The sequence below is a fragment of the Faecalibacterium sp. DFI.5.82 genome, assembly GCF_029076575.1.
Classification (GTDB): Bacteria; Bacillota; Clostridia; order Oscillospirales; family Ruminococcaceae; genus Faecalibacterium; species Faecalibacterium duncaniae.
In genome coordinates, this window is sequence record NZ_JARFIS010000001.1 from 336,209 (window position 1) to 362,191 (window position 25,983).

General features: G+C 52.9%; 26 protein-coding genes and 5 pseudogenes. 20 read left to right on the forward strand and 11 right to left on the reverse strand.

All coding sequences use genetic code 11. The features are described from left to right. Positions 1-77: 77 nt before the first annotated feature. The 8 genes and pseudogenes from P0G09_RS01810 (at position 78) to P0G09_RS01850 (ending at position 6,057) form a co-directional block, all read left to right on the forward strand. A complete protein-coding gene (locus tag P0G09_RS01810) occupies positions 78-860 on the forward strand; it encodes a ZIP family metal transporter (protein ID WP_275251765.1) in 783 nt (260 codons plus the stop codon). A gap of 247 nt (positions 861-1,107) precedes the next feature. Continuing rightward, positions 1,108-1,716, forward strand: a complete 609-nt coding sequence (locus P0G09_RS01815; RefSeq protein WP_275251766.1) for a class I SAM-dependent methyltransferase — start codon at positions 1,108-1,110, stop codon at positions 1,714-1,716. Between the two features lie 9 nt (positions 1,717-1,725). Then, entirely contained in the window at positions 1,726-2,589 is an 864-nt protein-coding gene (locus P0G09_RS01820; protein WP_275251767.1) for an MBL fold metallo-hydrolase, read from the forward strand. After that, the gene (locus tag P0G09_RS01825; RefSeq protein WP_275251768.1) at positions 2,586-3,287 is read left to right on the forward strand and encodes an L-2-amino-thiazoline-4-carboxylic acid hydrolase; all 702 of its coding nucleotides are present in this window, start codon (positions 2,586-2,588) and stop codon (positions 3,285-3,287) included. Before P0G09_RS01820 ends, P0G09_RS01825 begins: the two co-directional genes overlap by 4 nt. Then, complete coding sequence (locus P0G09_RS01830; RefSeq protein WP_275251769.1) at positions 3,287-3,778, forward strand: hypothetical protein; 492 nt, start codon at positions 3,287-3,289, stop codon at positions 3,776-3,778. Before P0G09_RS01825 ends, P0G09_RS01830 begins: the two co-directional genes overlap by 1 nt. Positions 3,779-3,792: 14 nt before the next feature. Continuing rightward, entirely contained in the window at positions 3,793-4,566 is a 774-nt protein-coding gene (locus P0G09_RS01835) for a hypothetical protein (RefSeq protein ID WP_275251770.1), read from the forward strand. Between the two features lie 11 nt (positions 4,567-4,577). Further along, positions 4,578-5,420, forward strand: a complete 843-nt coding sequence (locus tag P0G09_RS01840) for a class I SAM-dependent methyltransferase (RefSeq protein ID WP_275251771.1) — start codon at positions 4,578-4,580, stop codon at positions 5,418-5,420. Next, positions 5,417-6,057 (forward strand): annotated as a pseudogene (locus tag P0G09_RS01850) (L-2-amino-thiazoline-4-carboxylic acid hydrolase). Before P0G09_RS01840 ends, P0G09_RS01850 begins: the two are co-directional and overlap by 4 nt. Positions 6,058-6,071: 14 nt before the next feature. On the opposite strand, the gene P0G09_RS01855 reads toward P0G09_RS01850, so the two are convergent. After that, positions 6,072-7,205 (reverse strand): SLC13 family permease, encoded by a 1,134-nt coding sequence (locus tag P0G09_RS01855; RefSeq protein WP_275251774.1) that lies wholly within the window; start codon positions 7,203-7,205, stop codon positions 6,072-6,074. Positions 7,206-7,270: 65 nt separating this feature from the next. Beyond that, positions 7,271-8,203 (reverse strand): AEC family transporter, encoded by a 933-nt coding sequence (locus tag P0G09_RS01860; protein WP_275251775.1) that lies wholly within the window; start codon positions 8,201-8,203, stop codon positions 7,271-7,273. Positions 8,204-8,598: 395 nt separating this feature from the next. Between P0G09_RS01860 and P0G09_RS01865 the strand changes: the two genes are divergently transcribed. Next, on the forward strand, positions 8,599-9,351 hold the full coding sequence (locus P0G09_RS01865) for a DUF4866 domain-containing protein (RefSeq protein WP_154259461.1): 753 nt from the start codon (positions 8,599-8,601) through the stop codon (positions 9,349-9,351). Positions 9,352-9,464: 113 nt separating this feature from the next. On the opposite strand, the gene P0G09_RS01870 is transcribed toward P0G09_RS01865, so the two are convergent. Both P0G09_RS01870 and P0G09_RS01875 read right to left on the reverse strand, forming a co-directional pair. Beyond that, a complete protein-coding gene (locus P0G09_RS01870; RefSeq protein ID WP_275251776.1) occupies positions 9,465-10,799 on the reverse strand; it encodes a threonine/serine exporter family protein in 1,335 nt (444 codons plus the stop codon). Between the two features lie 295 nt (positions 10,800-11,094). After that, entirely contained in the window at positions 11,095-11,622 is a 528-nt protein-coding gene (locus tag P0G09_RS01875; RefSeq protein WP_275251777.1) for a UTRA domain-containing protein, read from the reverse strand. 226 nt (positions 11,623-11,848) lie between these two features. On the opposite strand from P0G09_RS01875, the pseudogene P0G09_RS01880 reads away from it, so the two are divergent. Both P0G09_RS01880 and P0G09_RS01885 read left to right on the forward strand, forming a co-directional pair. After that, positions 11,849-11,950, forward strand: a pseudogene (locus P0G09_RS01880) (transposase); the annotation flags it as partial. Positions 11,951-12,193: 243 nt separating this feature from the next. After that, complete coding sequence (locus P0G09_RS01885) at positions 12,194-12,541, forward strand: Hpt domain-containing protein (RefSeq protein ID WP_275251778.1); 348 nt, start codon at positions 12,194-12,196, stop codon at positions 12,539-12,541. A gap of 142 nt (positions 12,542-12,683) precedes the next feature. Here the strand turns inward: P0G09_RS01885 and P0G09_RS01890 are convergent, their stop codons facing one another. The 3 genes from P0G09_RS01890 to P0G09_RS01900 form a co-directional block, all read right to left on the reverse strand. Continuing rightward, positions 12,684-15,188: a response regulator gene (locus P0G09_RS01890; RefSeq protein ID WP_275251779.1), complete on the reverse strand. Its 2,505-nt coding sequence runs from the start codon at positions 15,186-15,188 to the stop codon at positions 12,684-12,686. A gap of 61 nt (positions 15,189-15,249) precedes the next feature. Next, complete coding sequence (locus P0G09_RS01895; RefSeq protein WP_275251780.1) at positions 15,250-16,077, reverse strand: transporter substrate-binding domain-containing protein; 828 nt, start codon at positions 16,075-16,077, stop codon at positions 15,250-15,252. Between the two features lie 40 nt (positions 16,078-16,117). Then, a complete protein-coding gene (locus P0G09_RS01900) occupies positions 16,118-17,728 on the reverse strand; it encodes a diguanylate cyclase (RefSeq protein ID WP_342760508.1) in 1,611 nt (536 codons plus the stop codon). A 21-nt stretch (positions 17,729-17,749) separates the two neighbouring features. Here P0G09_RS01900 and P0G09_RS01905 point away from each other — a divergent pair, with 21 nt between their 5' ends. Next, entirely contained in the window at positions 17,750-18,082 is a 333-nt protein-coding gene (locus tag P0G09_RS01905; protein ID WP_275251781.1) for a hypothetical protein, read from the forward strand. A gap of 569 nt (positions 18,083-18,651) precedes the next feature. On the opposite strand, the gene P0G09_RS01910 is transcribed toward P0G09_RS01905, so the two are convergent. After that, a complete protein-coding gene (locus P0G09_RS01910) occupies positions 18,652-20,043 on the reverse strand; it encodes a sodium-dependent transporter (protein WP_275251782.1) in 1,392 nt (463 codons plus the stop codon). Between the two features lie 116 nt (positions 20,044-20,159). On the opposite strand from P0G09_RS01910, the gene P0G09_RS01915 reads away from it, so the two are divergent. From P0G09_RS01915 to P0G09_RS01930, 4 genes and pseudogenes are all read left to right on the forward strand, one after another. After that, positions 20,160-20,282 (forward strand): LysR family transcriptional regulator, encoded by a 123-nt coding sequence (locus P0G09_RS01915; protein WP_342760509.1) that lies wholly within the window; start codon positions 20,160-20,162, stop codon positions 20,280-20,282. 153 nt (positions 20,283-20,435) lie between these two features. Beyond that, positions 20,436-20,573: pseudogene (locus P0G09_RS01920) on the forward strand (XRE family transcriptional regulator); the annotation flags it as partial. After that, positions 20,564-20,833, forward strand: a pseudogene (locus P0G09_RS01925) (TnpV protein); the annotation flags it as partial. The pseudogenes P0G09_RS01920 and P0G09_RS01925, both read left to right, overlap by 10 nt. Before the next feature lie 47 nt (positions 20,834-20,880). After that, complete coding sequence (locus P0G09_RS01930) at positions 20,881-21,447, forward strand: CPBP family intramembrane glutamic endopeptidase (RefSeq protein WP_117535174.1); 567 nt, start codon at positions 20,881-20,883, stop codon at positions 21,445-21,447. Between the two features lie 99 nt (positions 21,448-21,546). On the opposite strand, the pseudogene P0G09_RS20880 reads toward P0G09_RS01930, so the two are convergent. Continuing rightward, a pseudogene (locus P0G09_RS20880) lies at positions 21,547-21,705 on the reverse strand (transcriptional regulator); the annotation flags it as partial. Positions 21,706-21,808: 103 nt separating this feature from the next. On the opposite strand from P0G09_RS20880, the gene P0G09_RS01935 reads away from it, so the two are divergent. Both P0G09_RS01935 and P0G09_RS01940 read left to right on the forward strand, forming a co-directional pair. After that, entirely contained in the window at positions 21,809-21,919 is a 111-nt protein-coding gene (locus tag P0G09_RS01935; protein ID WP_275251952.1) for a hypothetical protein, read from the forward strand. Between the two features lie 99 nt (positions 21,920-22,018). Beyond that, positions 22,019-22,531 carry a GrpB family protein gene (locus P0G09_RS01940; RefSeq protein ID WP_156061408.1) on the forward strand — a complete coding sequence of 171 codons (513 nt, stop codon included), beginning with the start codon at positions 22,019-22,021 and terminating at the stop codon, positions 22,529-22,531. A gap of 140 nt (positions 22,532-22,671) precedes the next feature. On the opposite strand, the gene P0G09_RS01945 is transcribed toward P0G09_RS01940, so the two are convergent. Beyond that, on the reverse strand, positions 22,672-23,337 hold the full coding sequence (locus P0G09_RS01945) for a Crp/Fnr family transcriptional regulator (RefSeq protein WP_156066187.1): 666 nt from the start codon (positions 23,335-23,337) through the stop codon (positions 22,672-22,674). Positions 23,338-23,436: 99 nt separating this feature from the next. On the opposite strand from P0G09_RS01945, the gene P0G09_RS01950 reads away from it, so the two are divergent. Continuing rightward, the gene (locus P0G09_RS01950) at positions 23,437-24,156 is read left to right on the forward strand and encodes a 4Fe-4S binding protein (RefSeq protein ID WP_275251783.1); all 720 of its coding nucleotides are present in this window, start codon (positions 23,437-23,439) and stop codon (positions 24,154-24,156) included. A 40-nt stretch (positions 24,157-24,196) separates the two neighbouring features. Here P0G09_RS01950 and P0G09_RS01955 read toward each other — a convergent pair whose 3' ends face one another. Then, positions 24,197-25,162 carry a pyruvate kinase gene (locus tag P0G09_RS01955; protein WP_342760510.1) on the reverse strand — a complete coding sequence of 322 codons (966 nt, stop codon included), beginning with the start codon at positions 25,160-25,162 and terminating at the stop codon, positions 24,197-24,199. 319 nt (positions 25,163-25,481) lie between these two features. Between P0G09_RS01955 and P0G09_RS01960 the strand changes: the two genes are divergently transcribed. After that, the gene (locus P0G09_RS01960; RefSeq protein ID WP_117476875.1) at positions 25,482-25,946 is read left to right on the forward strand and encodes an Hsp20/alpha crystallin family protein; all 465 of its coding nucleotides are present in this window, start codon (positions 25,482-25,484) and stop codon (positions 25,944-25,946) included. The last annotated feature ends 37 nt before the right edge of the window (positions 25,947-25,983 follow it).

Below are 25,983 nucleotides of genomic sequence, written 5' to 3' on the forward strand. Positions count from 1 at the left end.
AAAGCCCTTGACCTTTTTGCCGGAGCGCAGTATACTGCTTGTATGGTTAGCTATATTTAACCGCAAGGAGGTACTACATGATACAAGACGCATTCTGGGGGATTTTAATCCCCTTTCTGGGCACAAGTCTTGGGGCGGGCTGTGTGTTCTTTTTGAAAAACTCTCTGCGTGACGGCATCCAGCGCGCCCTCACCGGCTTTGCTGCCGGGGTCATGGTGGCGGCATCGGTATGGAGCTTGCTGATCCCGGCTATGGAGCAGGCCGCGGATCTGGGCAGGCTGGCATTTTTCCCGGCGGCGGTGGGTTTCTGGCTGGGCATCCTGTTTTTGCTGCTGCTGGACCATCTCATCCCGCATCTGCACCAGAACAGTTTGCAGGCCGAAGGGCCAAAAAGCCAGCTCCAGCGCACCACCATGATGGTTCTGGCGGTAACGCTGCACAACATCCCGGAGGGCATGGCAGTGGGCGTGGTCTACGCCGGGTACCTTGCCGGAACTGCTCAGATCACCGCCGCCGGGGCGCTGGCACTTTCCCTTGGCATTGCCATCCAGAACTTCCCGGAGGGTGCCATCATCTCCATGCCCCTGCGGGCGGAAGGAATGAAAAAAAGCCGGGCGTTCTGGGGCGGCGTGCTGTCCGGCATCGTAGAGCCCATCGGGGCAGTGCTGACGATTCTGGCGGCAGGCATCGTGGTGCCCACGTTGCCCTATCTGCTCAGCTTTGCTGCCGGAGCCATGCTGTATGTTGTGGTGGAGGAACTGATCCCGGAAATGTCGCAGGGGCAGCACTCCAACGTTGGCACGGTATTTTTCGCGGTGGGCTTCAGCGTGATGATGGTGCTGGATGTGGCACTGGGGTGACGGTTGGGGGTTCCCGAAAGCGAAATCTCTTTCAGAATCTCCGAAAATGCATAAACTTCTTGACAGAGGAGATAGCAGGGCGTATTATTTTGGCAGAAGGACCGCTGAGAAGCGGCTTTTTATAGAACAGAAAGTTAGCTTCTCCTAACTTGAAGCACGAGAAATTGCTGGCCTGTCACCCGGAGCAGTGGGCGCATCTGGTAAAAAGCATTGCATTGTGAACGGTAAACAGAAAGAAGGTGGCATTATGTCCTTTTTTGAAAACACCCGAAAGCCCGTAGGCCTTGGCGGGAAGATCATGGTTGCTATGATGAACTTTGGGCACAGCGCAATGGCAGAATGGGGGCTGCGCTTTTTACAGCCTGCCCCGGATGCCATGGTGCTGGACTGCGGCTGCGGCGGTGGAGCGAACATTAAAACGCTGTTGAAACTGTGCCCCAACGGCAAGGTGCAGGGCATCGACTACTCAGCCGTCAGCGTGGAAAAAGCGCGAAAAGTCAATGCCAGAGCCATTGCGGCAGGACGGTGTACCGTGCAACAGGCAAGTGTGGCAGAGCTGCCGTTTGAAGCGGAGCAGTTTGATGTGGTGACCGCCTTTGAAACGGTCTATTTCTGGCCGGAGCTTGCGCAGAATTTCCGAGAGGTTTATCGAGTGCTGAAGCCCGGCGGAATCTTTTTCATCTGTAACGAAGCAAACGGCGATACGGACAAGGACAAGAAGTGGACGGAGATCATCGGCGGCATGACCATCTATACGGATACTGCATTGAAAGAGTATCTGGAAAAAGCGGGATTTTGTCAGATTCAGAGCCACAAAAATAAAAAGGGCTGGCTTTGCATCACAGCACAGAAATGAGGTGTGATCATGTCGAAAAAAGCAACGGAATTTCAAAGAAAAGCAATGAGCTGGATGTACCGGGGCAAGGAGATCTTTAAGCCTTTGAACACCGGCTGGATCGATGAAAATGTCGCTTGTGTGCGAGAGTGGGTGGCAAATATCTTCTTCTACCGCAAGGGCGATACCACCATTATGATTGATGCCGGATACAACTATGACCGTCTGGCGGAGAAAATGAGCTGGCTCAGTATCGACCCACATTCCATCCGGCACATCCTCATCACCCATCAGGACACCGACCATGTGGGCGCGGTGGAAGCAGACAGTCCGGGGCTGTTCCGGAATGCGAAGCTGTACATCGGCGAGATCGAGAACCGGTATCTCACCGGCGAGGAGCGGCGAAAAGTCATCTATCATCTCTATAAATTGCCGCAGGTCACGATCAACAACGAAAAGGTACTGCTGCACGATGGGCAGGTACTTGACATTGACGGCGTCAGGATCGAGTGTTTTCTGGTTCCCGGTCATACATGGGGACATATGGTCTACCTCATTGACGATAAGTACCTTTTTACCGGCGACACGCTGTGGTTTGGCGCGGACGGCGGCTACAGCTTCATTTCCTCGCTGGCGGAGGACAATAAGCTGGCTGTGCAGTCACTGGCGGAGCTGGAGCGGAAACTGCGCGCACGTGGGCTGCATCCATATTTCATCACCGCTCACACGGGATGGACGGACAATTTTGCCTTTGCGTTTGCCCACAAAGACAAGCACTGTTCACCATTCAAAAAACGAGTACACGACTCATCGGCACCCTATGATGCCTACGACGAATCGGACGACACCGAAGAAAATGCAAAGAGCGGTTTTCTGAAAGGCGTGGGAAGATGAAGGACAGCGAATTACAAATTGACCGTAGCTGCCATGTGCTATATTCCAAACCCTGCAAAAAGGAAATTCTGGCGAAAATCACTCTGCACTATCCGGAGGTGGAGCGCGAGGCGGTCTGGGAGCAGGTGCAGCTGAGATACGCAGAGCTTCTTTCCAAATGGCGCACTGACCTCGGCGGTAAAAAGAATTTTCATAACGGCGTAGGCGGCACCTACGACTGCATCGCCATCATGTGCTTTTACGATGTGTGCCGGGATGTGGTCACATTCCGCGAAGTGGAAGAGATAGAAGAAAATCTGATCCTGCCGTCCTTCCGGAAGCTGCGATTCGTTGACATCAACAAGCCATTCTGGAAAAAGCTGATGTATCGGGCATTCAGCACCGCCCAAAAGCACTGTGACACATGGCATGATTACGAGATGGATGTTACGCCTTACGAAAACAACAAGCCCATCTATTATGAATTTACGGCGTGTCCGGCGGCGGAATTTGCCAAGCGGTTCGGATTTGCGGACATTATGCCCGCCCTGTGCAATGTGGACTATGCGTCCATGGAACTGCTCCATGCCAAGCTCGTGCGGACGACCACCTGCGTGGACGGCTGCCGATGCGACTATACCATCTGCGGCGATAAGGATCCATACGTAAAGGAACATCCAGAATACCGGGACGAAAACGGATACAGGAGGAATAAGTAATGCTTTTACAGGTGATTCTGGAAGGTCTTGGGTTGGGGGCTTTGCTGTTTCTTGTCTGTGCCGTGGGCATCCGCAAAGGGGCTGTTGGGATGGTGCATCTTTACAGCCCGGCGGTGCAGCAGCGGTGCGTGAAGCTGGGACTTACAACACACGAGAAAATCAAGCGCAATTCTCTACTTTTCAAAGCCGTCTGCGTCCCCGGCTATATCAGCTATGTGCTGGTCTGTGTCTATGGGATAAACAGTGCAAAGGGCTTTGTTCAGGGTTTCTGGCAGCTGCTGGTCATCTTGTCCGTTATGAATCTCATGGACCGCCTGTTGGTTGACGGCTATTGGGTGGGGCACACGAACGCATGGACGATTTCAGGAACAGAGGACCTGAAGCCCTACATTACTGCAAAAGACAAACAGAAAAAATGGCTTTTCGGTACGGTAGGTATGGCAGTCATAGCGGCGGCGCTGGCGGTCCTTATGACGGCTTTTATTCACTGAGGAAAGGAGAGACAATGAAGTTTAAGACATTGGGAAATCGGAATGCTCCCGCTGTTTTGTTTTTTCACGCAATGGGCGTGACGGGGGAGAGCAGCGAACCGGTTGCAAACTATTTACAGGATCGGTATTTCTGCATTTTACCTACCTCCACCGTGTACTGCAAAGGGCAGAAATATGTCAGCAAGGCGGACGAGGTTCGTCAGGTGGAAGAATACCTGAAATCGCAGGGGGTGGAACGCCTTGAACTGGTTGTGGCTTCTTCGATCGGTGCTGATCTTGCCATGGCGTTTTTGACAGGCACGAAGCTGCCCATCGGGCATGTTTTCTTTGACGGCGGGCAGTTTGCACAAATCGGAAAAGGTACGCGCCGCATGATGACACCGTTTCTGTATCTGGCCATCAAGAGCATGTACTGGTCAAAGGGCGGCACATTGAAAAAGATCCTGTGGTGTGACGATGATTCCATAAAGCCGTATTTTATAGCCGCAGGGAAAAATCTGACCTACACAAATTTGCGGCGACAGATTCTGGACAGCCTGGAGGATAAACCCTTTCCAGCACTTTCCGAAGAACTGCAAAAGCATCTCTATTTCGAATTTGGCAGCATAGAAGATCATTTCAAATACCGTCAAGCGGTGATAGAAGCCTATCCCTGCGGCAATTACCCCATATTTGAAGGATACGATCACATGCAATACCAGATTCGTGATCCGAAGGGCTTTGCTGAAATGCTGGCATTTATCGCTGAGCAGGACGGTATGCCGAAGCTGCCGTTTATCAGAAAGTGAGAGGACCCGATATGAAATACAAAATTGAGAAAAACACCGTGCAGGAGACGCTGATCCTCCCGCTGTATTCCCGGAAGCTGTGTACGGAGTTGTATCCGAACCTTTACCGGGACGAAACGGCGGTGCGTCTGATCGACCAGATCGACTACGACTTTTCAGAGGCAGAGAAAAACTCCCGCAGCCTGATGCAGCGGTTCGGTGCGCTGGAGGTCGCCATGCGGCAGAATGACCTTGCCTTTGAGGTGCGGGCGTACCTGAAAAACCACCCCTGTGCGGCAGTGGTCAATTTGGGCTGTGGGCTGGATAACACCGGCAGAGCCTGCGACAACGGCAGATGCAAAATTTACAATCTGGACTTCCCGGATGTTATCGCCTTGCGGCAGCAGCTGCTGCCCGCCGGGGAGCGGGAGCAAAACATCCCCTGCGACCTGAAAGACTCCGCATGGTTTGACAAGATCGATGCCTCCGGCGGGGCGGTGTTCTTTGCCTCCGGAGTGTTCTATTACTTCCTGACCCAGCAGGTCCGGAATCTGGTGCGGGGGATGGCGGATGCTTTCCCCGGCGGGGTACTGGTCTTTGATGCCGCCAACCGAACGGCGGTAAAGATGATCGCCAAAACGTGGCTCAGGACGGCGAAAATCAAGGATGTAGGGGCATATTTCGCGGTTTCGGATGCGAAAAGCGAGCTTTCCCTATGGGACAGCCGTTTGCAAGTGTTCAGCCGGGGCTATATGCTTGGGTACAACGATTTGAAAGATCCTTCCGTCAGCGGCTTTTTCCGGTTTCTTGCAAGGGTCGGGGACAACGGGATGAAAATGCAGATCGTGAAGATCGGATTTGGAGACAGACAATGAAATATGCCGGAATGCCCTTTGGAATGTGGGCGCTGTTTGCTGGCTCCTTTCAAAAGCAGCTGACCGTTGTGCTGGGCTATGATGCGGCCACCGCAAGAGCCATCACGAAAAAGCAAAGCCGCAATACCGGCAGATCATCCGCAGGCTGCCGGAGTTCGAAAAAGCTGACCGCTTCAAGATGAACATCGTCAACTGCGCAATGCTCGGCGCGTTCATCCTCTCCATGCCGCAGCGCCCGGAGGTGGACAGGATGACGGATTACTATGCAAGATCCATGATGACAAAGCCCATGCAGTGGTTCTGCCGCAAGAGCGGAAAAAGCAAGTTTACCCCCAAGGACATTGCCGCCATGAAGGCCACCGCTGCTCTGAAAGCCGCCGACCGCAACCCCTACTCGTGGAACATGGAGTTTTACGAATACCCTGACGGCAGCGGCTACGAGGGACGCTTTACCAAGTGCGGCATCTGTGTGCTGATGAAGGAGCTGGGTCTGTACGACCTGACCCCAGCCCTGTGCCGTCTGGACTACACCATGAGCGAAGCGGGCGGTGTGACAAATTTTGTGCGGCAGTATACCCTTGCCTCCGGCGGGCCCTACTGCGACTGCGGGTACAAAAAGGGTATAGAAAAACCATAAGTCATCTGCCACGGTCAACGGAGTAAGAACCACACACCCAGCAGGATCGCAAGGAAGATCAGGTTGGACAGGGTGAACAGCCCAAAATACTGCTTCTTCCCCTGTGGCAGTTCCCGTGCAATCTGCCGGTAGGAGATAAGACTGGCCATGGATGCGATCAAAGTGCCAAGACCTCCCAGATTGGTGCCGATGATGAGGGCTTGTGTCTCTGCTGTGAACCCGGACAGCAGCAAGGCGGCGGGAACATTACTGGTGACCTGCGAAGCAAGAACCGCCACCAGCACTTCCCGGCCGGTCAGAAACTCCTGCAGCCAGCCGGAAAAGGCCGGAATGCGCCCCAGATTGCCAATGAAGATGAAAAAAGCCACAAAGGTCAAAAGCAGGGAATAGTCCACTGCCCGTAAGGTGTGCGGGTCTGCAAAAAGAACGCAGACGAGTACAGCGGCAAAGGCAATGCCATAGGGCAACACCCGGATCACGGACAGCAGGCAAACGGCAAACAGAACCAGATACAGCAGGATGATCTTCTGATCCCCCTGAGACGCAGAGGAAGAAACAAGCTCATCCACGGAGAGGGCGGCAGAGGTTTTCCGGCAGACCATTGCTGCCCAAGCCAGCAGCAGGAGCAGAGAGACCAGTGTGTAGGGCAGCATAAGAAGCACAAATCCCCCGATGCTCATGCCGCTTTTTCCGTAAAGATAGAGGTTCTGCGGGTTGCCGATGGGGGTCAGCATACTGCCAAGGTTTGCCGCAATGGTCTGCATACAGACCACCGGGACCAGAAGGGAGCGGCGGACATCCGCTCCCAAACGGCTCAGGACCACGAACGTAAAGGGAACGAAGGTCAGCAGGGAAACATCGTTGGTGATGAACATGCTTCCGAAAAAGCACAGCCCGACCAGTACCAGTGTCAGCTGAAAGGTGCTGTGGGTGCGGGACAGCAATGCCCGTCCCAGGCCATCAAAAAAGCCCTGCCGCCGCAGCCCGGCCATGACCGTCATCAGGGAAAACAGGATTGCCAGCGTGCGCAGGTCGATGTAGCCGAGATACTGCACATCCGGTGGAACAAAGAAGGCGGAGACAACGGCCAGCACAGCGGCTGCGGTGAGGACCGTTTCCTGCTGAATGAATTGTTTGAGTAGTTTCATAGAGACACATCCTTGTAGTTGTAAAGGCTGCCCTGCTACGGTGCCGGACGGCCTTTTTTCGTATTTCAGAGCAACAGCTCAAACAACCCGATCATCAGCGGCATGGTCAGGATGGAAAGCAGCGTGCTCAGGACATAGATCGCGCTGGAATGAGAAGCATCCCGGTCATAGAGCTGTGCCATGGAGGTGACTGTTGCACAGGCGGGGGTAATGGCAGAAAGGTAGACCGTCATCAGGATGGACTTGCCGTCCGGGATCCAAAGGGATGCTTGAACTGCCCAAAGCAGCAGGACGATGACCAGCGGAACACCCAGCAGACGCAGAAATACCGGCAGATAGTTACGCGGGGTGCAGAAAACCTTTTTGAGGGGGACTTCCGCAATGGCCATGCCTGCCAGCAGCATTCCCATGGGGCCGATCATATTGCCGACACTGCTCAGTGTGCTGGTGATCAGGGCGGGCAGCGAGATGTGCAGCAGGTACAGCAGAGCACCGGCTGCAATGGCGATCAGATTGACATTGGTAAGGAGCTTGCGCCATTCCAGCCGGGCAGACCCCTGCAGGCAGGCGCTTGCATGGGTCCAGAGCAGCACCAGCTGTACAATGACAAAGGCGCAGGAGTAGACAACATATTCCTCCCCCAGCAGGGCCTGCACGATGGGAATGACCAGCGCGGCGGCATTGCTGTAAATGATATTGACCTGCTCCACGGCGTCCAGCTTGAGAGCTTTGCGGAACAGCGCATTCAGAAGCAGAAATACAACGTGCATTCCAACGGCGATGCCCATGGAATAAAGCAGCCCGGTGCGGATCTCCGGTGTATCCTTGATCTGAAAGGCGTTCAGAACGACACAGGGCATGACCAGATAGACAAAGACCACAGACAGCACCTTACTGTCCGATGCCTTCAACAAGCCAGTTTTTACAACGGCATATCCCATCAGCAGAATCAGAAATAGCTGCGCGATCTGCTGCATCAATAAAAGGCTGATTTGCATTTGAATCTCCTCTTTTGCAATTCGTTTTTGCAGCACCATCCTACTCCATTGGCGGGACATCGTCAAGAGAAAACAGAGAAAAAACATGTTTCAGAAGGATGGCATAGAGCATTTTTATGCTCAAAGCAAAAACCTATTGACATAATATGTAAGTGGGCATATTTTATGGATAAAACATTCACCAATTATCGACGGGGTTCTGCCCGTGTATGGTGTGCCTGAAAGCGAACTGTCTGACTATCTGCGGCCGGAAGGTTTATTTTTGTTTATACAGGCACTTGGAAAATGTGTAAAAAGTGTTCTGCATATAGCAGCAATATGAAAGCAGTATTTCACAGCGGGGCATTATGAATCTATAATAGGTAGTTGGAAATAAACAGAAAGAGGGTCTTTTGATGGCAACGATATTTCCAAGAGAAGAAAAGGCAGAGGCACTGTTCGGGGAGATCCTGAAAAATCCAGAAGCCTGCCACCGCCTGATGGATACCTTCAACGACTCGCTGGACATGGCAGACGTACTGGATGCGCCGGCCGTGAGTGCACAGCAGTTTGCCGCAGCGCTGTTCAATGCCTACGAGAACAAGGATCTGTCTGCCTTTCTGATGGCGATCTGCCAGCACAGTATGTTTGACCTGCTACGGAACGCTGCCCTGATCCCGTTCAAATTCAACGCCGATGGTCAGCCGAACCCGGTGATCCTGACGGATGATGCCGGCGTTCTTTTGCCGAACAACGAATTTGCCGTGAGCAGCAAAGTATACGACCGGTTCATCCGGGTGTTCCAGAAGCAGGAAAAGGTAAAAATGTACCTTGCCAGCGGCTACTGCAAGTATCACGGCTACGACGAAGGCTCGATGGATGTGGTGGAGTACCACTACAACCAGCATTTGGGGCTGCTGCTGATCTACGAACTGCCGGACACCGTGAAGCAGAAGGTGACGGAAGCGGAGGCCTACTCCACCGTCTGGGATATCCAGATGAAGCTGCAGCACGCACTGCCCCGTTCCGTGGTCTACTATGGACAGGATACGCTCAAGGACGGCGGAACCCGCTACGATGAACTTGGCGTTTTTCTGCCGCTGGAACACTTTGCCGACCGGCTGGAACGCCATGTGGAAACTGCTACCAAGATCGTTTACGGCGAGTAAACGCCCTGTAAACGAACTCCCTTTATAAGTGCATTACAGCAAAACAAAACGCAGCGAACCGTTAAAAGATTCGCTGCGTTTTGTTTTATAAGGGAGAATGGAAATGCTGCACATCAGGTGCAATAACGGAAAGTCTTGTCAGTGACAATACGGGCGAAGATCAGCCCTAACGGCAGTGCCACGATGATGAGAATGGCATCTGCAAACCATGTGGCGGAGTCCATCAGAGACAGGATGCCCAGATTATAGATGGCACGGTAGAAATACAGTCCCGGTACCATGATAACGATGGATGGCACGGTGACGGAGATGCGGGGATAACCGACGGCGCTCTTCAGGCAGGAGGCCAGCAATCCGGACAGCAGTGCGCCCAGAAACGCTGCAATAGCGGGCGGAAAGCCCGCAAGGCTCACCAGCTCCAGCCGGAACGTGTTCGTTACCGCACCGATAAGGGCGGCGCAGACTGCCAGGTTCCGGGGACTGTTGAACATGAGCGAAAAGCCGAACACACCGCCAAAACTTGCCAGCAGCCGGAACACGATCTCTTCCGGGAGTGTCAGGCTCAGGGCAGGGAACTGCACCGGCTGCAAATGCAGTAGCAGTGCCATGATCCAAGCCGTCATGGTTGCCACCAGAATGATGAGGACGGCGTAGGCCAGACGTTCCAGCCCGGAGCGCATATCCAGCTTGGCAAGGTCGATGCCGCTGGTAATGAACGGAAAGCCCGGAATGATGAAGAGCATGGAGCAGATATACCCCGCCTCGTGCTGCGCCGATACGGCAAACAGCACCTCTGCCAGCTTCAGCAGGATGGCATACACGAGGCTTGCTGAACAGACCGATGCCGTAATGCCCAGAAACAGGGTGAAATGGTGTTTTGTCAGCTTGCACCGTACAAAGTTGCCGATGCCTGCACCGCAGAAGGCACACAGCATTTCCACAATGCCGCCGCCAAGCAGAAAGGTGAAGCAGCCGCAGGCCAGTGCGGCTGCAAAGCCCAGTGCGATGGGCGAATACAAGCCGTGGATGCGCTCGATCTCATCGAGGTGGCTGTGCAGCTCTTCACCGGTCATAAATTTCCCTTCCCGGTCGAAGTCGTTGACGAAATGCTCCAGCCGGTTCAGTCGGGAGGTATTCACGCCCGTATTTGTCAGACAGAGTGACTGGGTATAACACTGGTCACCGTCAAAGCAGGTGAACTCAATGGACAACAGGCCGATGTCCGCTGTTGTTGTGACTCCCAGCTCCCGCGAAAGGGTGTTCATGGAGCTTCGGACACGCCATGCGCCGGTGCCGCATTCCAGCAGCATCAGCCCGGTGCGTCCAATGACGGAGGCTTTTTCCACAAGCCCCGCCTCGGTAATGGAAACGCCTTTGCTGGCCGACGCATAGTCGTGCCAGTAGACTTCCATGTGATTTTTGATGATCTCACTTTGCCGTTGTCCCATACCGGAAAGCCTCCTTTGTGATATGGGAATGTTGCAGCCGTTTCAAGACTGCGGTGCTATTATAAGGGAAATTGCAGGGCGGGTAAAACGTATCTTGGATATGCCGGCAATGTTTGTTTGGTATTTCAAAGAAGAAAATATGTTGCGTTTTTGGCGGCTCTGCGGTAGGATAAAAAAACACGCCGAAAGGAAACTACCGTGACCCTTCAACAACTTCGCTATGTCACGGCTGTTGCCGGCACCCCGGCCCAGCGCAAAATCCCAGGTGGATACCCCTGCGCCGGGTGTCTGCCGCTCACTTTTTCCGCGTGGCAATGTCCTGAAAGCAGAAATAGTCCGGTTGGTGGCGGGACTGGGTGTACTCGAACAGCATCCCGTCCGAGTTGAAGGTCTGGTTTACCACCACTGCCACGCAATCATAGCCGTCCATATCCAGCAGCTTTTCATCACGGGCAGTTGCGTGTTCCACCGTGATGCGCCGTTTGCTGGTGATGATCTGCATTCCAAGCACGTTTTCAATAAAATCATAGATGGAATGGGATGCGATTTCCTCTGTCAGTCCGGGTACAAATTCCTTTAAAAAGTAGTTGATGTCCAGAATCAGTGCTTTTCCGTCCAGATAACGCACACGCTGTACCGCCCACAATTCATCGCCCTCAGAAAATCCGCTTTCCGCGGCAAACTGTTCCGTTGCGATAATGGTCTCAAACCGAATGACGCGGGTAACGGCATGCAGACGATTGCGGTTAGCGGTCTCCTGAAAGGTCTCTATTCCACCGATGGTAAAGGTCGTCTTTCCCACCGGCTGGTAGATGACCCGCACGCCGCGCCCCTATGAGTGCGTAGTGCTGAAAAAGTGAAGGCTACCATATTATCTTTTCGCTATTGGGAGTTGACCGTATCCTTTGCGACAGTAACCTCATAGTGAGCAAGACAAAAGCACTTTCCCTTATTTGCAATGCAAATATAAGGGAAGGTGCTTTTTTGTGTTGATGCCGCTGGGCAGATCGACGGCCAGCACGAATGCGCCGCTTTCCATCATTTGCAGATATCTTCCACCGTATAGTCCCGATCTGAATCCCATTGAAAAGCTCTGGTCGAAGGTAAAGGTCCTTTTGCGCAAATTCAAAGCAAGGACGCTGGATGCTCTTCCAAATACGATTCAGACATCCCCGGCATTAGCAAGGTCTACTCCGCCGGTATCATCCGAGAAAATCCTGACCTGCTAAATGAATATCGCCGAGGATTCTTCCCATGTTGGGAGGTATCTTCGGCGGCTTTTTGTCAAGCACTAATAATAGAAAACTAGTAGCCTTTACAAGCAAAATCTCTTGAAACGCATCCGCGATAATGTTACAATCACGCTATATATAAGAAAGGATGCGCAGGGGACTATGACGATCCAGGAATGCTATAAGAAAATGGGTGCAGACTATGAGGATGTGCTCAAGCGGTTGTACAGTGAGGGGATGATCCGTAAATTTGCCAGAATGTTTTTGGACGATGACAGTTATCCAAAGCTGGAGCGGTCATTAAAGGAAGAAAATGTAGAGGAAGCATTCCGTGCGGCACACACGCTCAAGGGGGTATGCCAGAACCTTGGCTTTACAAATCTCTATCAGCCCACCTATGAGCTGACCGAGGTGCTGCGTGCGGGTACCCTGGAAGGCTCAAAGAAATGGTTTGACCGTGTGACAGAACAGTACAACATCACGATAGATGCTATCCGTGCGGTGCAGTAACGCAGGCTGCCCCCACAGTTTTCTGCCCACTTTTTGCAGGAAAACGGCGGCCTGTCAGGCATCAAAAATAAAGCACCCACAGCAAGCTGCTCACCGGAGGTCCAAAACCTCTGCGGCGCTTGCTGTGGGTGCTTTTCGCTGTTTATTTCAGTACGTCTGCAAGGACCTGCAGCAGGTGCGGGATATCCAGCGGCTTTGCAATGTGGCCGTCCATCCCGGCTTTCAGTGCATTCTGACGGTCTTCCTCAAAGGCATTTGCCGTCATTGCAAAAATGGGAATGCCTGCCTTTGCAGCATCCGGCAGGGCACGGATCTGCCGCGTTGCCTCGTAGCCGTCCATCCTGGGCATCTGGATGTCCATTAAGATCAGGTCGTACTGCCCGGGGGCCGCCTGCTTCATCTTTTGGACGGCAATCTCACCATCCTCGGCAGTGTCCACCACAAAACCCGCTTCCTTCAAGATCTCCTGCGCAAGCTCACGGTTCAGCGCATTGTCCTCCACCAGCAAAAGTTTCTTTCCCTTGAGCTTGGCGGCATTAAACTGCGATGGCTTGTGGGCAGGCTCTGCGCAGAACGGTTCTGCCAACACTCTGCGCAGCTCGGAAAGGAACAGCGGCTTTTCGCAGAAAGCGGTCACGCCGGCAGCGCGGGCTTCCTCTTCGATATCTGCCCAGTCGTAGGCTGTCAGAATGATGATGGGGCAGTTTTTCCCGATCACCTTGCGGATCTGCCGCACGACCTCGATGCCGTTCATATCGGGGATCAGCCAGTCGATGATGTAGACGCTGAATTCGTCGCCCTGTTCCATGGCGTACCGGGTGCGGATCACCGCCTCCCTGCCGGAGATCGTCCACTCCGGCCGCATCCCGATCTTGGACAGCATGGTGCTGACGCTCAGGCAGGTGTCGGTATCGTCGTCCGCTACCAATGCGCGCAGCCCTTCCAGCTGCGGGAGCTGCCTGGGCTCTATCTTTTGTCCGCTGAGTGCGAAGCAGAGATCCACGATAAATTCGCTGCCCTTGCCCGGCTCGCTTTCAATGGCGATGGTGCCGCCCATCAGGTCCACAATGTTCTTGGTGATGGACATTCCCAGGCCGGTGCCCTGAATGCCGCTGACGGTGGAGTTTTCCTCACGGGTGAACTCCTCAAAGATGTGCTTCTGGAATTCCTCGCTCATGCCGATGCCATTGTCCTTGATGCGGAACTCATAGCAGGCCCGGCCCTTGGGCGCACCGTTTTTCTCGGAAATGCGGATGCTGATCATGCCGCCTGTGGGAGTGAACTTGATGGCGTTGGACAGAATGTTCAGCAGGATCTGGTTCAGCCGCAGCGGGTCAGTGATGATGTCCTCGTTCTCCACGTCCATGGTATCAATGAAAAGAGACAGCCGCTTTGCCGAAACATTGGGCTGGATGATGGAGCGCACATCGTGAATGAGATCCGGCAGATGCACCGCTTTTTCTTCAATTTTTACTTTTCCGCTCTCGATGCGGCTCATATCCAGCACATCATTGATGAGGGAAAGCAGGTGTTGGCTGGAGGTAGAGATCTTTTTCAGGTAGTCCAGCACTTGTTCCTTATGATCAATATGGGTCGCAGCCAGCGAGGTGAAGCCAATGATGGCATTCATGGGGGTGCGGATATCGTGGCTCATATTGAACAGGAACTCCCGCTTGGCACGGTTTGCCGCCCCCTCGTGCTGGAGCGCGATCTCCAGCTTGCGGTTCTGTTCCTCCAGCTGGGCCTGATACTTTTTCTTCTGTTCTTCTTTCTGCTGTTCCATCTCCTGCACAGAACGGCGGCGCAGTACCTGAAGGATCATTACAAGCAGGATGTAACCGACCAGCGCCATCAGGATCAACGGAAGTGATTCACGAAAGACCGATCTTTCATCTGTATACGCATAGAGATCAAAGGATCTTCCATGACAGTACATTCCAAAATAGCAGCCGGAGCCGTTCCAATCATGGGTATGGGTCAGCGTTTCGGCGGTTCCGACTTTGCGGATCTCCTGTACCAGCGGGCTGTCCGTAACATCCTGCCCGATCAACTCCGGGCGGTTGGAGGCAATGACCTGATTGTTCTGCACGATGAACAATGTGCCGCTGGTTTCTACCGAGTAGCCGTCCAGTACGCTCTGGATGGACAAGGCCGTTCCTTCTATAAATTCTGCCGGGGTATAGCGGTAGGCAAGCAGGATCACATCTTTGCCTTCTGCCTGGTGTGCCGCAATATCCACAGCCGCCCCATCTTCCAGCAGGACCCGCTTCAGGTAGGTCTTTTGCGGGTGAGAAGAAACGTCCAGAACGGTATCATTTTTGAGCTGCTCTCCAAACCGAGCATAGCCGATGCCGTTTGTTGTGGATTCGCACAGGAGCGTACCGTCCGGGGCCAGAACCGAGATCCCTGTGAGCCAAAGCTTCTCCGTTTGCTCTTTCAGGCACTGCGGATCGGAGAGGTCCAGCGCAGGGTCCTGTGCCAGCTGATGCACCGATACCGCCGTGCGGCGGAGCGCTTTGGCAGCAACGATATCGTTGTACTTTTCAAAGCTGGTGGACTGCGATTTGACAAAATCAAGGGTCTGGCAGAAACGTCCCTCCGCTGTGCGCAGTGCCCGCCAATCCGAGAGAAAAACGATGCCGGCCATAAAAAGCACACCGACGATCAGATAGATCCCCCATCTCCCTGCATCTGAAAGGGTTCTGTTTTTATGCGCCAATGGTGTCCACCTCCAGATACTGCGAAGCATTTTCAAGGTATCGGCCAATGATCCGCTCCAGCGTGCCGTCTGTGCGCATCTGCGCAGGAACCGCGTTCAGCTGGGTGTCCAGCCCGCGGCTGTCGTTTTTGGCAAAGGCGATGCCCAGCCCGGTGACCAGCAGCGGTTCTTCAAGGATGCGGAACTCCACGGAATTGTCCTTCATGTATTGCAGGATGCCTGTCTCATGGGCAGCGATCGCATCCACATAGCCGCAGGCTATCATCGCGTACTGCACGTTGCGGTCTTCGATGCTGAACACCTCCACCGTCTGCGGGATCCGCGGATCGGAGCCGCTGAGAAAAAGCTCCTCCGGCTTGCCGGTGCTCTGCACGGCAATGGTCTTTCCGGCAAGGTCGCTGAGTGTCCGGATGCTGCTGTCGGCATCCACCGCAACCACCTGACGGCTCACCATGTAAGGCCCCGCCCAGCGGTAGATCTCCTCGCGTCCATCCATGGAAAAGCAGCCCCAGATGCAGTCTATGGTGCCACTTTCCACCAGATTTGTTTTTTGCTCCCAATCGATCGATTCAAACCGGGCAGCATATCCCATGCGGCGGAATGCTTCGGTGGCGATCTCCACGTCGATCCCGGCGGGAACACCGTCATTGTTCAGATAAATATAGGGCGGATAGGTGTCGCTCCCTACTATGATCTGCGGAAGACCGCTCTCCTTCGCGTCCGTTCCGCCGCAGGAAGTCAGACTGCCAACGGCAGCCGATGCCGCCAGCAGCGTGCAGCCGTGCAGAAATGCACGGCGTGAGATTCTGTGTTTCATTCGGGCTTTTTTATTCTCCTGTTTTTATTGCATCTGCTGTTCAGTTGTGCTGCTGTAATTCTTCTTTCAGGTCGGACTGGATATTCGTCAGACATTGCAGCAGCAGCGGGTTGAACGATCCACACTCGCCGTTCAGGATCATTTGCATAGCTTTTTCGTGGGAAAAGGCTTTTTTATAGCAGCGTTCGCTGGTCAGTGCATCGTATACGTCGGCCAGCGAGACCAGTTGTGCGCTGATGGGGATCTCGTCGCCCTTCAGACCATCCGGGTAGCCGCGCCCATCCCAGCGTTCGTGATGCCAGCGGGCAATCTCGTAGGCCGTTTGCAGCAGCGGCTGCTCGGAAAAATTATCCAGATCGTACAGTATCTGGGCTCCCAGCATACTATGGGTCTTCATGACCTCAAATTCCTCCGGGGTCAGTTTGCCAGGTTTGTTGAGAATTTTTTCATCAATGCCGATCTTGCCGATGTCGTGCAGGGCAGAGGCCAGCGGGATCATATCCTGCTGTTCCGCAGTAATAGAGTATCTGCTGCTGATTTCCAGCAGACGGTGGAGCAGCAGTTCCGTGATCATGCGGATATGTCGCACATGGAGACCGCTTTCGCCGTTGCGGAATTCTACGATATGGCTCAGCACACCTACCAACATATCCGTATTGTTTTCACGGGCACGGATCTGGTCAGAGACCATCTGCACCAGCCGCCGCTGCTTGGCGTACAGCTTGATGGTGTTGGTCACGCGGCGGTATACGATGCGTGCATCAAAGGGACGGTTGACATAATCACTCGCCCCCAGCTCATAGGAACGCCGGATCGCCGCATCAGAGTCCTCGCTGGAGATCATGATGACCGGGATGTCCTCGATGGTGTGGTTGGCATTCATGGCTTTCAGCACTTCAAAGCCGTCCATAACGGGCATGTTGATGTCCAGCAGCACCAGTGCGATGTTTCCGGCTTCTGCCCGCAATTTTTCCAGGCATTCCTGCCCATTTTCTGCCTCCAGAATATGGTAGCCGTCTCCTAAGATCTCTGCCAGGATCATGCGGTTCATTTTGGAGTCGTCCACAAGCAGGATCTGGGATTTTTCCTGCAAAAGCTTTTCCGGTGCGGCCAGGCTGCACCCCGGAACCTCCACCGTGACGGCATTCTTGCGGCACTTTGCCTGATACATCAGCCGGTCTGCCCGGCGAACCGCATTCTCCATCGGGTCGGTGATGGCCTGCATCGTTCCGCCGATGCTCAGTGAGAGGCGGAAATGCGAATAGCCGGGTACGGATGCCATCTGTGCAGCCGTGCGGATCTGTTCCAGTTTGGTCTGCAAAATATCTCCCGGAATGCCGGGTAAGACCAGCAGAAATTCGTCTCCGCCATAGCGGATGAGCAGGTCCGACTCCCGGATGCAGGAGCGGATGGCATTTGCCGCTGTTTCCAATGCCATATCTCCGGCGTAATGTCCATAGGTGTCGTTGCAGATTTTGAAATCGTCCACATCTATCAGCGCGATGCCTGCGGGGCCGACGATACGGGATGCGATATCCTCATAGTAGCGGCGGTTGTACGTGCCAGTCAAGACATCGTGGTAAAGTTTTGCACGGTAGCTCTCTGTTGTTTCTTGAAGCTTTTCCTCGGCTTCGGCCTGCATCTTTTCCATGTTGGAGCGATCGAACTGCCTTTGCAGGCGACCGATCAGCAGAATGTTCGCAGCGATACCAAGGCCGATCACAATGAGCTTTTGAAAGTTCAAAGAGGTGTAAAGAAAAAAGCTGTGGTCGGTAGAAAAGAAAAACGCGGAGTACAGGAATGCAATGAGGCCGCTTACGATTCCTGCTGCATAGCCGCATTTCACGAGCACAGCAGAAAGAACAACAAAAAGCAGGATATTTGGATTTGGAATATGAAAATTCCAGACGATCAGGCAGGCGCTCAATTGGGCAAGTGCCGAAAGCAACATAGGCCGGATTTTATTTGGCTGTTGTTCCATACGCAATACCATCCAATACTTTGATTCATCATGATTGCTCTCTCACAAAAAAAGAGCTGGGCCGCAAATGGGCGGCCCTGCTAGGTCGTGGGTGTCGGTCATCTGCGAAACCGTGCGATTCCACTATTTATTTTCGGGGGGATAACGCGGAAGCGCTTCACCGTCTGTTCCAGCGCAGCGATATCCACAGGCTTGGACAGATGCTCGTCCATGCCGGCCTCCTTGCTCTTTTTCACATCCTCAGGGAAGGCGTTTGCGGTCAACGCTTGCGGCCTGTCCGCACTGGATCTTGTGTGGATTCTCCTATAAAAGTAGTGACATTATATTCTAGCATTCTGTTAAAACCGTTTCAAGTTTATTTTGAATTTCTTGCGATAATTCAGATGCGTTTAAACCTCTAAAAAATGCGATTTGAGCAAAAAAAAAAAACGGATGGCTCCGCAGAACCATCCGATAAAACTGGTATCATCAGTCTTTCCGATACTTATATGCACCCTCAATGGCGTGGATCAGATGATAACGAAACCGGGCGTGTCGGGGTAAATCCCTTTCTGCTCGTCCGGTTTCCCAAAAGCCAGCGGGGGCTTTTCGGCTTAAGCAAGGATCCCGGTGGACTGCAAAAACAGCACCAGCATCATCACCGGAGCAACGTATCGGATCATCACCCGGTAGAGTTTCTTGCGGCGGAAGGTCTCGCCGTTGCGCTGCATCTCGTCAATGACGTAATCCGGTGTCATGACCCAGCCAATCAGGATGGTGGACAGCAGGGCAATGAAAGGCATCATAACACTGTTGCTGACATAGTCCATGATATCCAACAGCTGACCCACCGATCCGTTGGGGAGCTGTACTTCAAAATAGAAGATGCTGTAACCCAGCGCAATGATGGCGGAAGCGGCCAGATAAATGACCGCCAGCACAAGCACCGTCTTTTTGCGGCCCGAGTGGAAGATCTCCATGCAGTTGGCGGTGATGGATTCCAGCACCGAGATGCAGGAGGTCAGGGTGGCAAAAATGGCGGTGACAAAGAACAGGATGCCCACGAACACACCCGCCTTGCCCATGGCGTTGAATACCTTGGGCAGCGAGACGAACATCAGACTGGGGCCTGCGCTCATGCCCTCGGTGCCAGAGAAAACATACACGGCGGGGATGATCATGGCACCGGCCAGCAGGGCTACGCCGGTATCGAAGATCTCAATCTGATTCACCGCTTTGTTCAGGTCTACTTCCGGTTTGACGTAGGAACCGTAGGTGATCATAATGCCCATGGACACGCTGAGGGAGAAGAACAGCTGGCTCATGGCATCCAGCAAAATCTGCAAAAAGCGGCTGACAGTCAGCCCTTCCATGTGCGGGGTCAGGTAGTAGCGCAGACCCTCCAGACCGGTGCGCATCTGGCCGGAGGCATCCTCGTGGCGCAGGGTGAGGGCGTAACCCGCAATCACCACCACCAGAACCAGCAGAATGGGCATCATGTAGCGGGACACCCGCTCAATGCCTCCCTCCACGCCATTGTACACGATGAAAGCAGTCACGCCCATGAACAGCAGAGCGAACACCACAGGGGAGACCGGTGAGGTGATGAAGCTGGTAAAATAACCGTCCTCAGCAGCGGCAGCAGACTGTCCGGTCAGGTAGACTGCCGCATATTTCGTGATCCACCCGCCGATGACGGCATAGTAGGTCATAATCAGAACTGGCACCAGAAAGGTCAGGATGCCGAGGAATTTCCACTTGGGGCGCATGCTCTCGTAGGCGCGGATGGCACTCTGCTTGGTGCGGCGGCCAATGGCGATATCCGAGGTGAGCAGTGTGAAACCGAAGGTCAGCACCAGCACCAGATACACCAGCAAAAACAAACCGCCGCCATCTTTTGCGGCAAGGTACGGGAACCGCCACAGGTTGCCGACACCAACCGCACTTCCGGCGGCAGCAAGGACAAATCCGATTTGTCCGGAGAAACTGCTTGCTTTCTTTTCCATGATTCTGAAACTCCTATCCATATTTCCTATTGTAATATAGTATAACATGAAGTATCATATCAGTAAACCGAATAAAATTACTGCGACCTATAAATTTTGCTTATGGAGTATTTGAGATGCGGGAACAGAAAGACCGATACGAGATATTCTTGAAAGTGTGCGAAACGGGCAGTTTTTCCAAAGCAGCGGAGGCACTGAACTATACCCAATCCGGCATCAGCCAGTTCATGGCTAATTAAAGGGAACAAAAAGAAAGGAAAAGCACAATCCAGACGGTATCAGCGGCAGACCACAAGAATAAATTGTGATTTCACAAGATTGGTGTTATAATAAGAGAAAAGTTCCTGCCGGGGCAACCGCCGGTGGTATGGATAGAAAGGCAGGAAAACAATATGCACATCAGCTATAAACCACTCTGACACACACTGATAGAGCGTGATATGAGAAAAGAAGGTTTAAGGCTTGCCGCCGGTATGACAACGAATATGATTGTCAACATGAGCAAAGAGGGAAAGCACATCAGCACGGACGGATGCACCAGGAATATTTGAGAAAAGTCCACCCAGCCAGATTGAACACATTGATACTAACCGGAGAATTGTGGACATATCTTGCAGACCTGAACGAACAGGCACAGGAACGGTTAGATATCATCATGGAGCAGATGAAAATTGCCGAGGGCGTAACCGAGAAATTAAAGTGTACCCGTCAAATGGAATGGGTGCGGCGGTGCAATAATATCCACAATCGGGCAGAAAAAATTATTTTGCATGAGATGATTTATACATAACGGTATGGTAGAATGATTATGACAAATCAGAGGTTAAAAGGTGCGTTATGTTAAAAAGCATAGGGTTATATTTTAGAAAAATAGATTTTCTGAATTTTGCAGTTGGAGCTATAATGCCAATCATTGTATTGTTTATAGTTTATTCATCAGTCAAATCAAATATAATTCTTCAAGACACTGATTTTTTATCACTGTTGATGAATCATAAAGGGAAATTCATATTTTACTTTTTCGTGTCCTTTATTGAAGAAGTTATTTTTAGAGGAATTATTTTTGGGCTGTTGCTGCAAAAATGTAAAAATAAGTATTTGAGTTGCGTAATAGCTGCACTTATTTTTACACTACCACATATTTTTAATACCGATAATATTTCTGTTCTGGTAATGTTTATTTTTCCTTTTCTATATGGAATATTTGCCAATGAAATGTTTTACACTACAAAGAGTATTTGGATGCCCACAGGATTTCATTGGTTATGGAATTATACAATAACAAGTTTGTTTCTTGTTACAGGAACACAAAGTTTCATATATGTACATATCATAGCAGCAATGGTTATAATGATACCGTTGTTTTACATTGTTATTGGGAAAACACGCCTAAGTGGCGATTGATAGCTTACAGTTTATCGCTTTATACAATATCAACTGAATAACCACAGCACGAACCGCTGCTACATGGAAGCCAACAAACCATGCAACAGCGGTTTTTCTTTACCGTTTTTTCCTCTGGCTGATAGGCGTTCCCATTTTCTTTGACTTTTTGAGAATCCGAATGAGCCAGCGAAATTCTTCGTCTGACAGATTTTTATAGTTGATACCAAGCTGCTTGCAGTAAAGTACAACGAGCTTTTCATCCCGGCTACCCTTGAAAATTGAATATGCAGCTTCAGGTACTTCCAGACAATGATACTTCCGTAATTCGCGGCCCGGTCATAAAGAAGACGGGCTGGCGGGTCAGCCGCCCCTGACCCAGCTGGAAACGGCACAGCTGCTCCGGATCAGCAGAAGTTATGCCTCAAGGCTCGAGACCCACGCACTGGATCAGTTGCGCAAAGGCTGGCTTCAAGAAGCACCGGGAGAATAAAGGGTGCCGCCTGCGGGCGGCGTACATAAGCTCTTTTACAATTGGATTTGGTGTGGTATACTGGACGCAACAACTGGAAGGCCAACGAGGGAGCGTAAAATGATTACGAAACATATTGTTGTCGAACCATTCGATGAACATTGGAGACTGGATTTTCTTAAAATACAGAATGAACTTACGGATGCTCTTGGGCAGCTGGCAATTAGCATCGAACACGTGGGGAGTACTTCCGTGCAGGGGCTGTCTGCAAAACCGATTATTGATATAGATGTAGTTATTAAGGATTACAACGCTTTGAAAGATACTATTTCTGCCTTGGAGAAAATTGGTTATCAATATGAAGGAGACCTCGGTATTCCGGGACGAGAGGCATTTCGCTACGATGGTAAAGATCACCTGAAAAAACATCATTTATATGTGTGTCCGGCTGATTCACCGGAGCTGAAAAGACACATCGCATTTAGAAATTACCTTCGGACACATCCCGATGCTGTGCGAAAATATTCTCTTATAAAAGAAGAGGGAGCGAAAAAATACCCTGACGATATTGAACGTTATATTGAATATAAATCTCCCTTCATCGAAGGAATTTATTCGGAAATCGGAATCTGAAATCTCCCGATCTGTCAGGTGAATAGATCATTCTGCACCTTTCGGCAGATAACCCTAAAACGGTTGTCCGCTGTTTTTTTGCACCTCCCGGCAAGGGAAATCTACTCGATAAAACCGCCTGCGGGCGGCACATGGAGCGGTCAGCGGGTCAACAGCTCAAAATGGTTCCGTTTGGTGACCAGCAGCCCTTCCCTTTGCAGCTTGGAAAGCTCCACCGACATGGCGGCACGCTCCACGCAGAGAAAATCCGCCAGCTGCTGACGGTCAAAGGGAATGTCAAAGGAAAGGGAGGACTGCCGGATGGATTCGGCAGACAGGTAGGACAGCAGTTTTTCCCGGGTGGTGCGCTTGCTGACATGGGTGATCTTATCGTTAAAAAGCAGTATTTTGTTTGCCAGAACGCTGACCAGATTGCGGATGAGTTTCTGGTGATGGTCGCAGGCGGTGGGGCAGGAGGTGAGCAGCCGCTTGACGTTCAGCAGCAGAATTTCGCAATCCTCCTCTGCCACTACGCTGATGTTCAGGATGGCACCGGGAGTGGCGGCGTAAGGTTCGCCGAAAAAGTCTCCGGTATTGCACTTGGACAGGATGTTGCGGTGTCCCCAAAGATCCTCCTGGATCACAAGGGTGGAGCCGGACAGCATAAGCCCCATGACCTCCGTGGAATCTCCGGCTCGGAAAATATAGGAGCCCCTGGGCCGGGTGATTTTCGCTGCACTGACGCAGTGCAGGATAGACAGGATCTCATCATCGGTAAGCCCGGTAAAAAAGGGGCAGTTCCGTAGAACAGGCAGATATTTTTGCATAAAAGCTCTCCTTGTTGGAATTCAAACATACAAGTTGCCTTTAGTATACTATAATAAGGATGCAAATGCAAAAAACACCCACAACAGGAGAGTATAGATATGATTCGGAAGATCATCCATATTGACGAAGAAAAATGCAACGGCTGCGGCTTGTGCGCAACCGCCTGCCATGAAGGTGCCATTGATATCATCAACGGCAAGGCAAAGCTGGTGCGGGAAAATTTCTGCGATGGCTTTGGCGACTGCCTGCCGGGCTGCCCCACCGGTGCTATCACCTTTGAGGAGCGGGAAGCTCCCGCTTACGACGAGGCAGCGGTGCAGGAAAACAAAAAGAAAAAGGAGCTGCAGGAGAAGATGAAGCACCTCCACGAGGGCGGCTGCCCCGGCTCCCGGATGCGGATGCTGGAACAGACGGAGGCCGCAGAAAGCGCAGCTTCTGCCCCCGTGCAGCTGGTCTCCCGCCTGCGCAACTGGCCGGTGCAGATCAAGCTGGCACCTGTCCATGCGCCCTACTTTGAGGGCGCAAAGCTCCTGATTGCAGCGGACTGCACGGCATACGCCTACGCCAATTTCCATCAGGAGTTTATGCGCGGCAAAGTGACTCTCATCGGCTGCCCGAAACTGGATGCTGTGGATTACAGCGAAAAGCTCACCGAGATCCTGCGCAGCAACGACATCCAGAGCGTGACCATCCTCCGCATGGAGGTGCCCTGCTGCGGCGGCTTGGAGATGGCAGCGAAAAAGGCACTGCAGACCAGCGGTAAGTTCATTCCCTGGCAGGTGGTCACCATTTCCATTGACGGAAAAATTCTGGACTAAATGCGGCAACACAGATCGACCGAGTGTCTTTGACTTTGGGTTATTCCAAGGCGGTGCGGGCAGTGCGCACAAGATACTCCATGGCCTCCACCGGGTACTGCCCGGCGGCGGTCTCCCCGGTGAGCATCACGCTGGAAGCGCCGTCTGCTACGGCGTTGTAGATGTCGCTGACCTCGGCGCGGGTGGGGACCGCCCGGCTGCACATACTGTCCAGCATCTGGGTCACCACCATAAAGGGCACCCCGGCAGACCGGCAGACCGCCGAAAGCTGTTTCTGGCACCGGGGCAGCTCCCACAGGGGCATGGCGTTGCCAAGGTCCCCGCGGGCAATGACCACTTCATCCACAAGGGGTAGGAACTCCGGCAGGGCCTGTACCCCCGCAAGGCTCTCGATCTTGGCAAAAATGCGGATCTGCCCGGCCCCGGCCTGTTCCAGCGCCCGGCGCAGGGTGCGGATGTCCTCAGCCCCCCGCACGAAGGGCAGCATCACCCCGGTAACGCCGCAGGCTCCTGCCAACTGCAGGTTTTGCAGGTCCTCCTCCGTCAATGTGGGGGAGGCCACCGTCAGCCCCGGTGCCGCAAGGCTTTTGCGGCTTTGCAGGGTGCCGCCCCGTACCACAGTACACTGCAGGGCAGCGCCATCGGCTTCGGCCACCTGCACAAGGAGCCTGCCGTCGTCCAGCAGGAGGTTCTGGCCCGGCCGGGCTGCATGCACCAGCGCCGCCGGGCAGGGGACACCCCCTTGCCCCAGCCGGAGGCTCTGGCCCGGTTCCAGCACAAGGGGCTGGGGCAGCGTGCCAATGCGCAGCTCCGGCCCCTGCAGGTCGATGAGCAGCTGGGGGATGCCCACGGCGTGGATGATATCCAGCCAGTCTTTGTGGGCCGAAAGGGGCCCGTGGGAAAGGTTCATGCGGATGCCCGTCATGCCAGCTTCCACCATGCGCTGCAAGGTCTCCAGCTGGGCACAAGCGGGGCCAATGGTACCATAAAATTCCAAAAAAATCACCCGGTTTCGTTTTTTCTTATTGTAACACGAAACGGGACCGTTGAAAAGTGCCAAACCAGGCGGCAACGGAAAAAGGCGTGGCAGCCCGCCCCAAAGGGGAAAACTGGGAGAGCCAGAACCAAGAAATTGTTGCAAAAGTATTATTTTTTCGTGAATATTAGCACTCTACTATTGACACTGCTAACGCATTGTGCTATAACAGTGGCGTGCTCAGGAGGAAGGGCAAAAGGAGAGCCGCAAGGTTCTCCGGAAAGCCTTTCCGAGTGGACGCTTCAGATTTTTTGCCCCGACCCGAACGCCGGGATTGGAGGAATGATTTATGCTTATGCCGACTGTTTTCCATGAAAACCTGTTCGATGATTTCTTCGATCCGTTCTGGAATGACGCTGCACTGGAACGTATGATGAACCGTGAGGCTCGTGATACCTTTGGTAAGCGCGGTGCAAACATGATGAAGACCGATGTCAAACAGACGGACAACGGCTATGAAGTAGCGGTTGACCTGCCGGGCTGCAAGAAGGAAGACGTTCAGATGGATCTGAACGACGGCTACCTGACCATTCAGGCAGTGCGCAGCCACAGCAATGACGAAAAGGATAAGAATGGCCGCTATCTGCGGCGCGAATCCTTCTCCGGCACCTGCGCACGCAGTTTCTACGTGGGCGATGTGAAGAAGGAAGACATCCACGCAAAGTTCGAGGATGGTGTCCTGTACGTTGAGCTGCCTGCTCCTCAGCAGACGAAGGCTTTGCCTGAGAACCCGAATCTGATCGAGATCGAGTAAAACGCCGGTCGTGTGCGCCAAGTCACACACGCACATA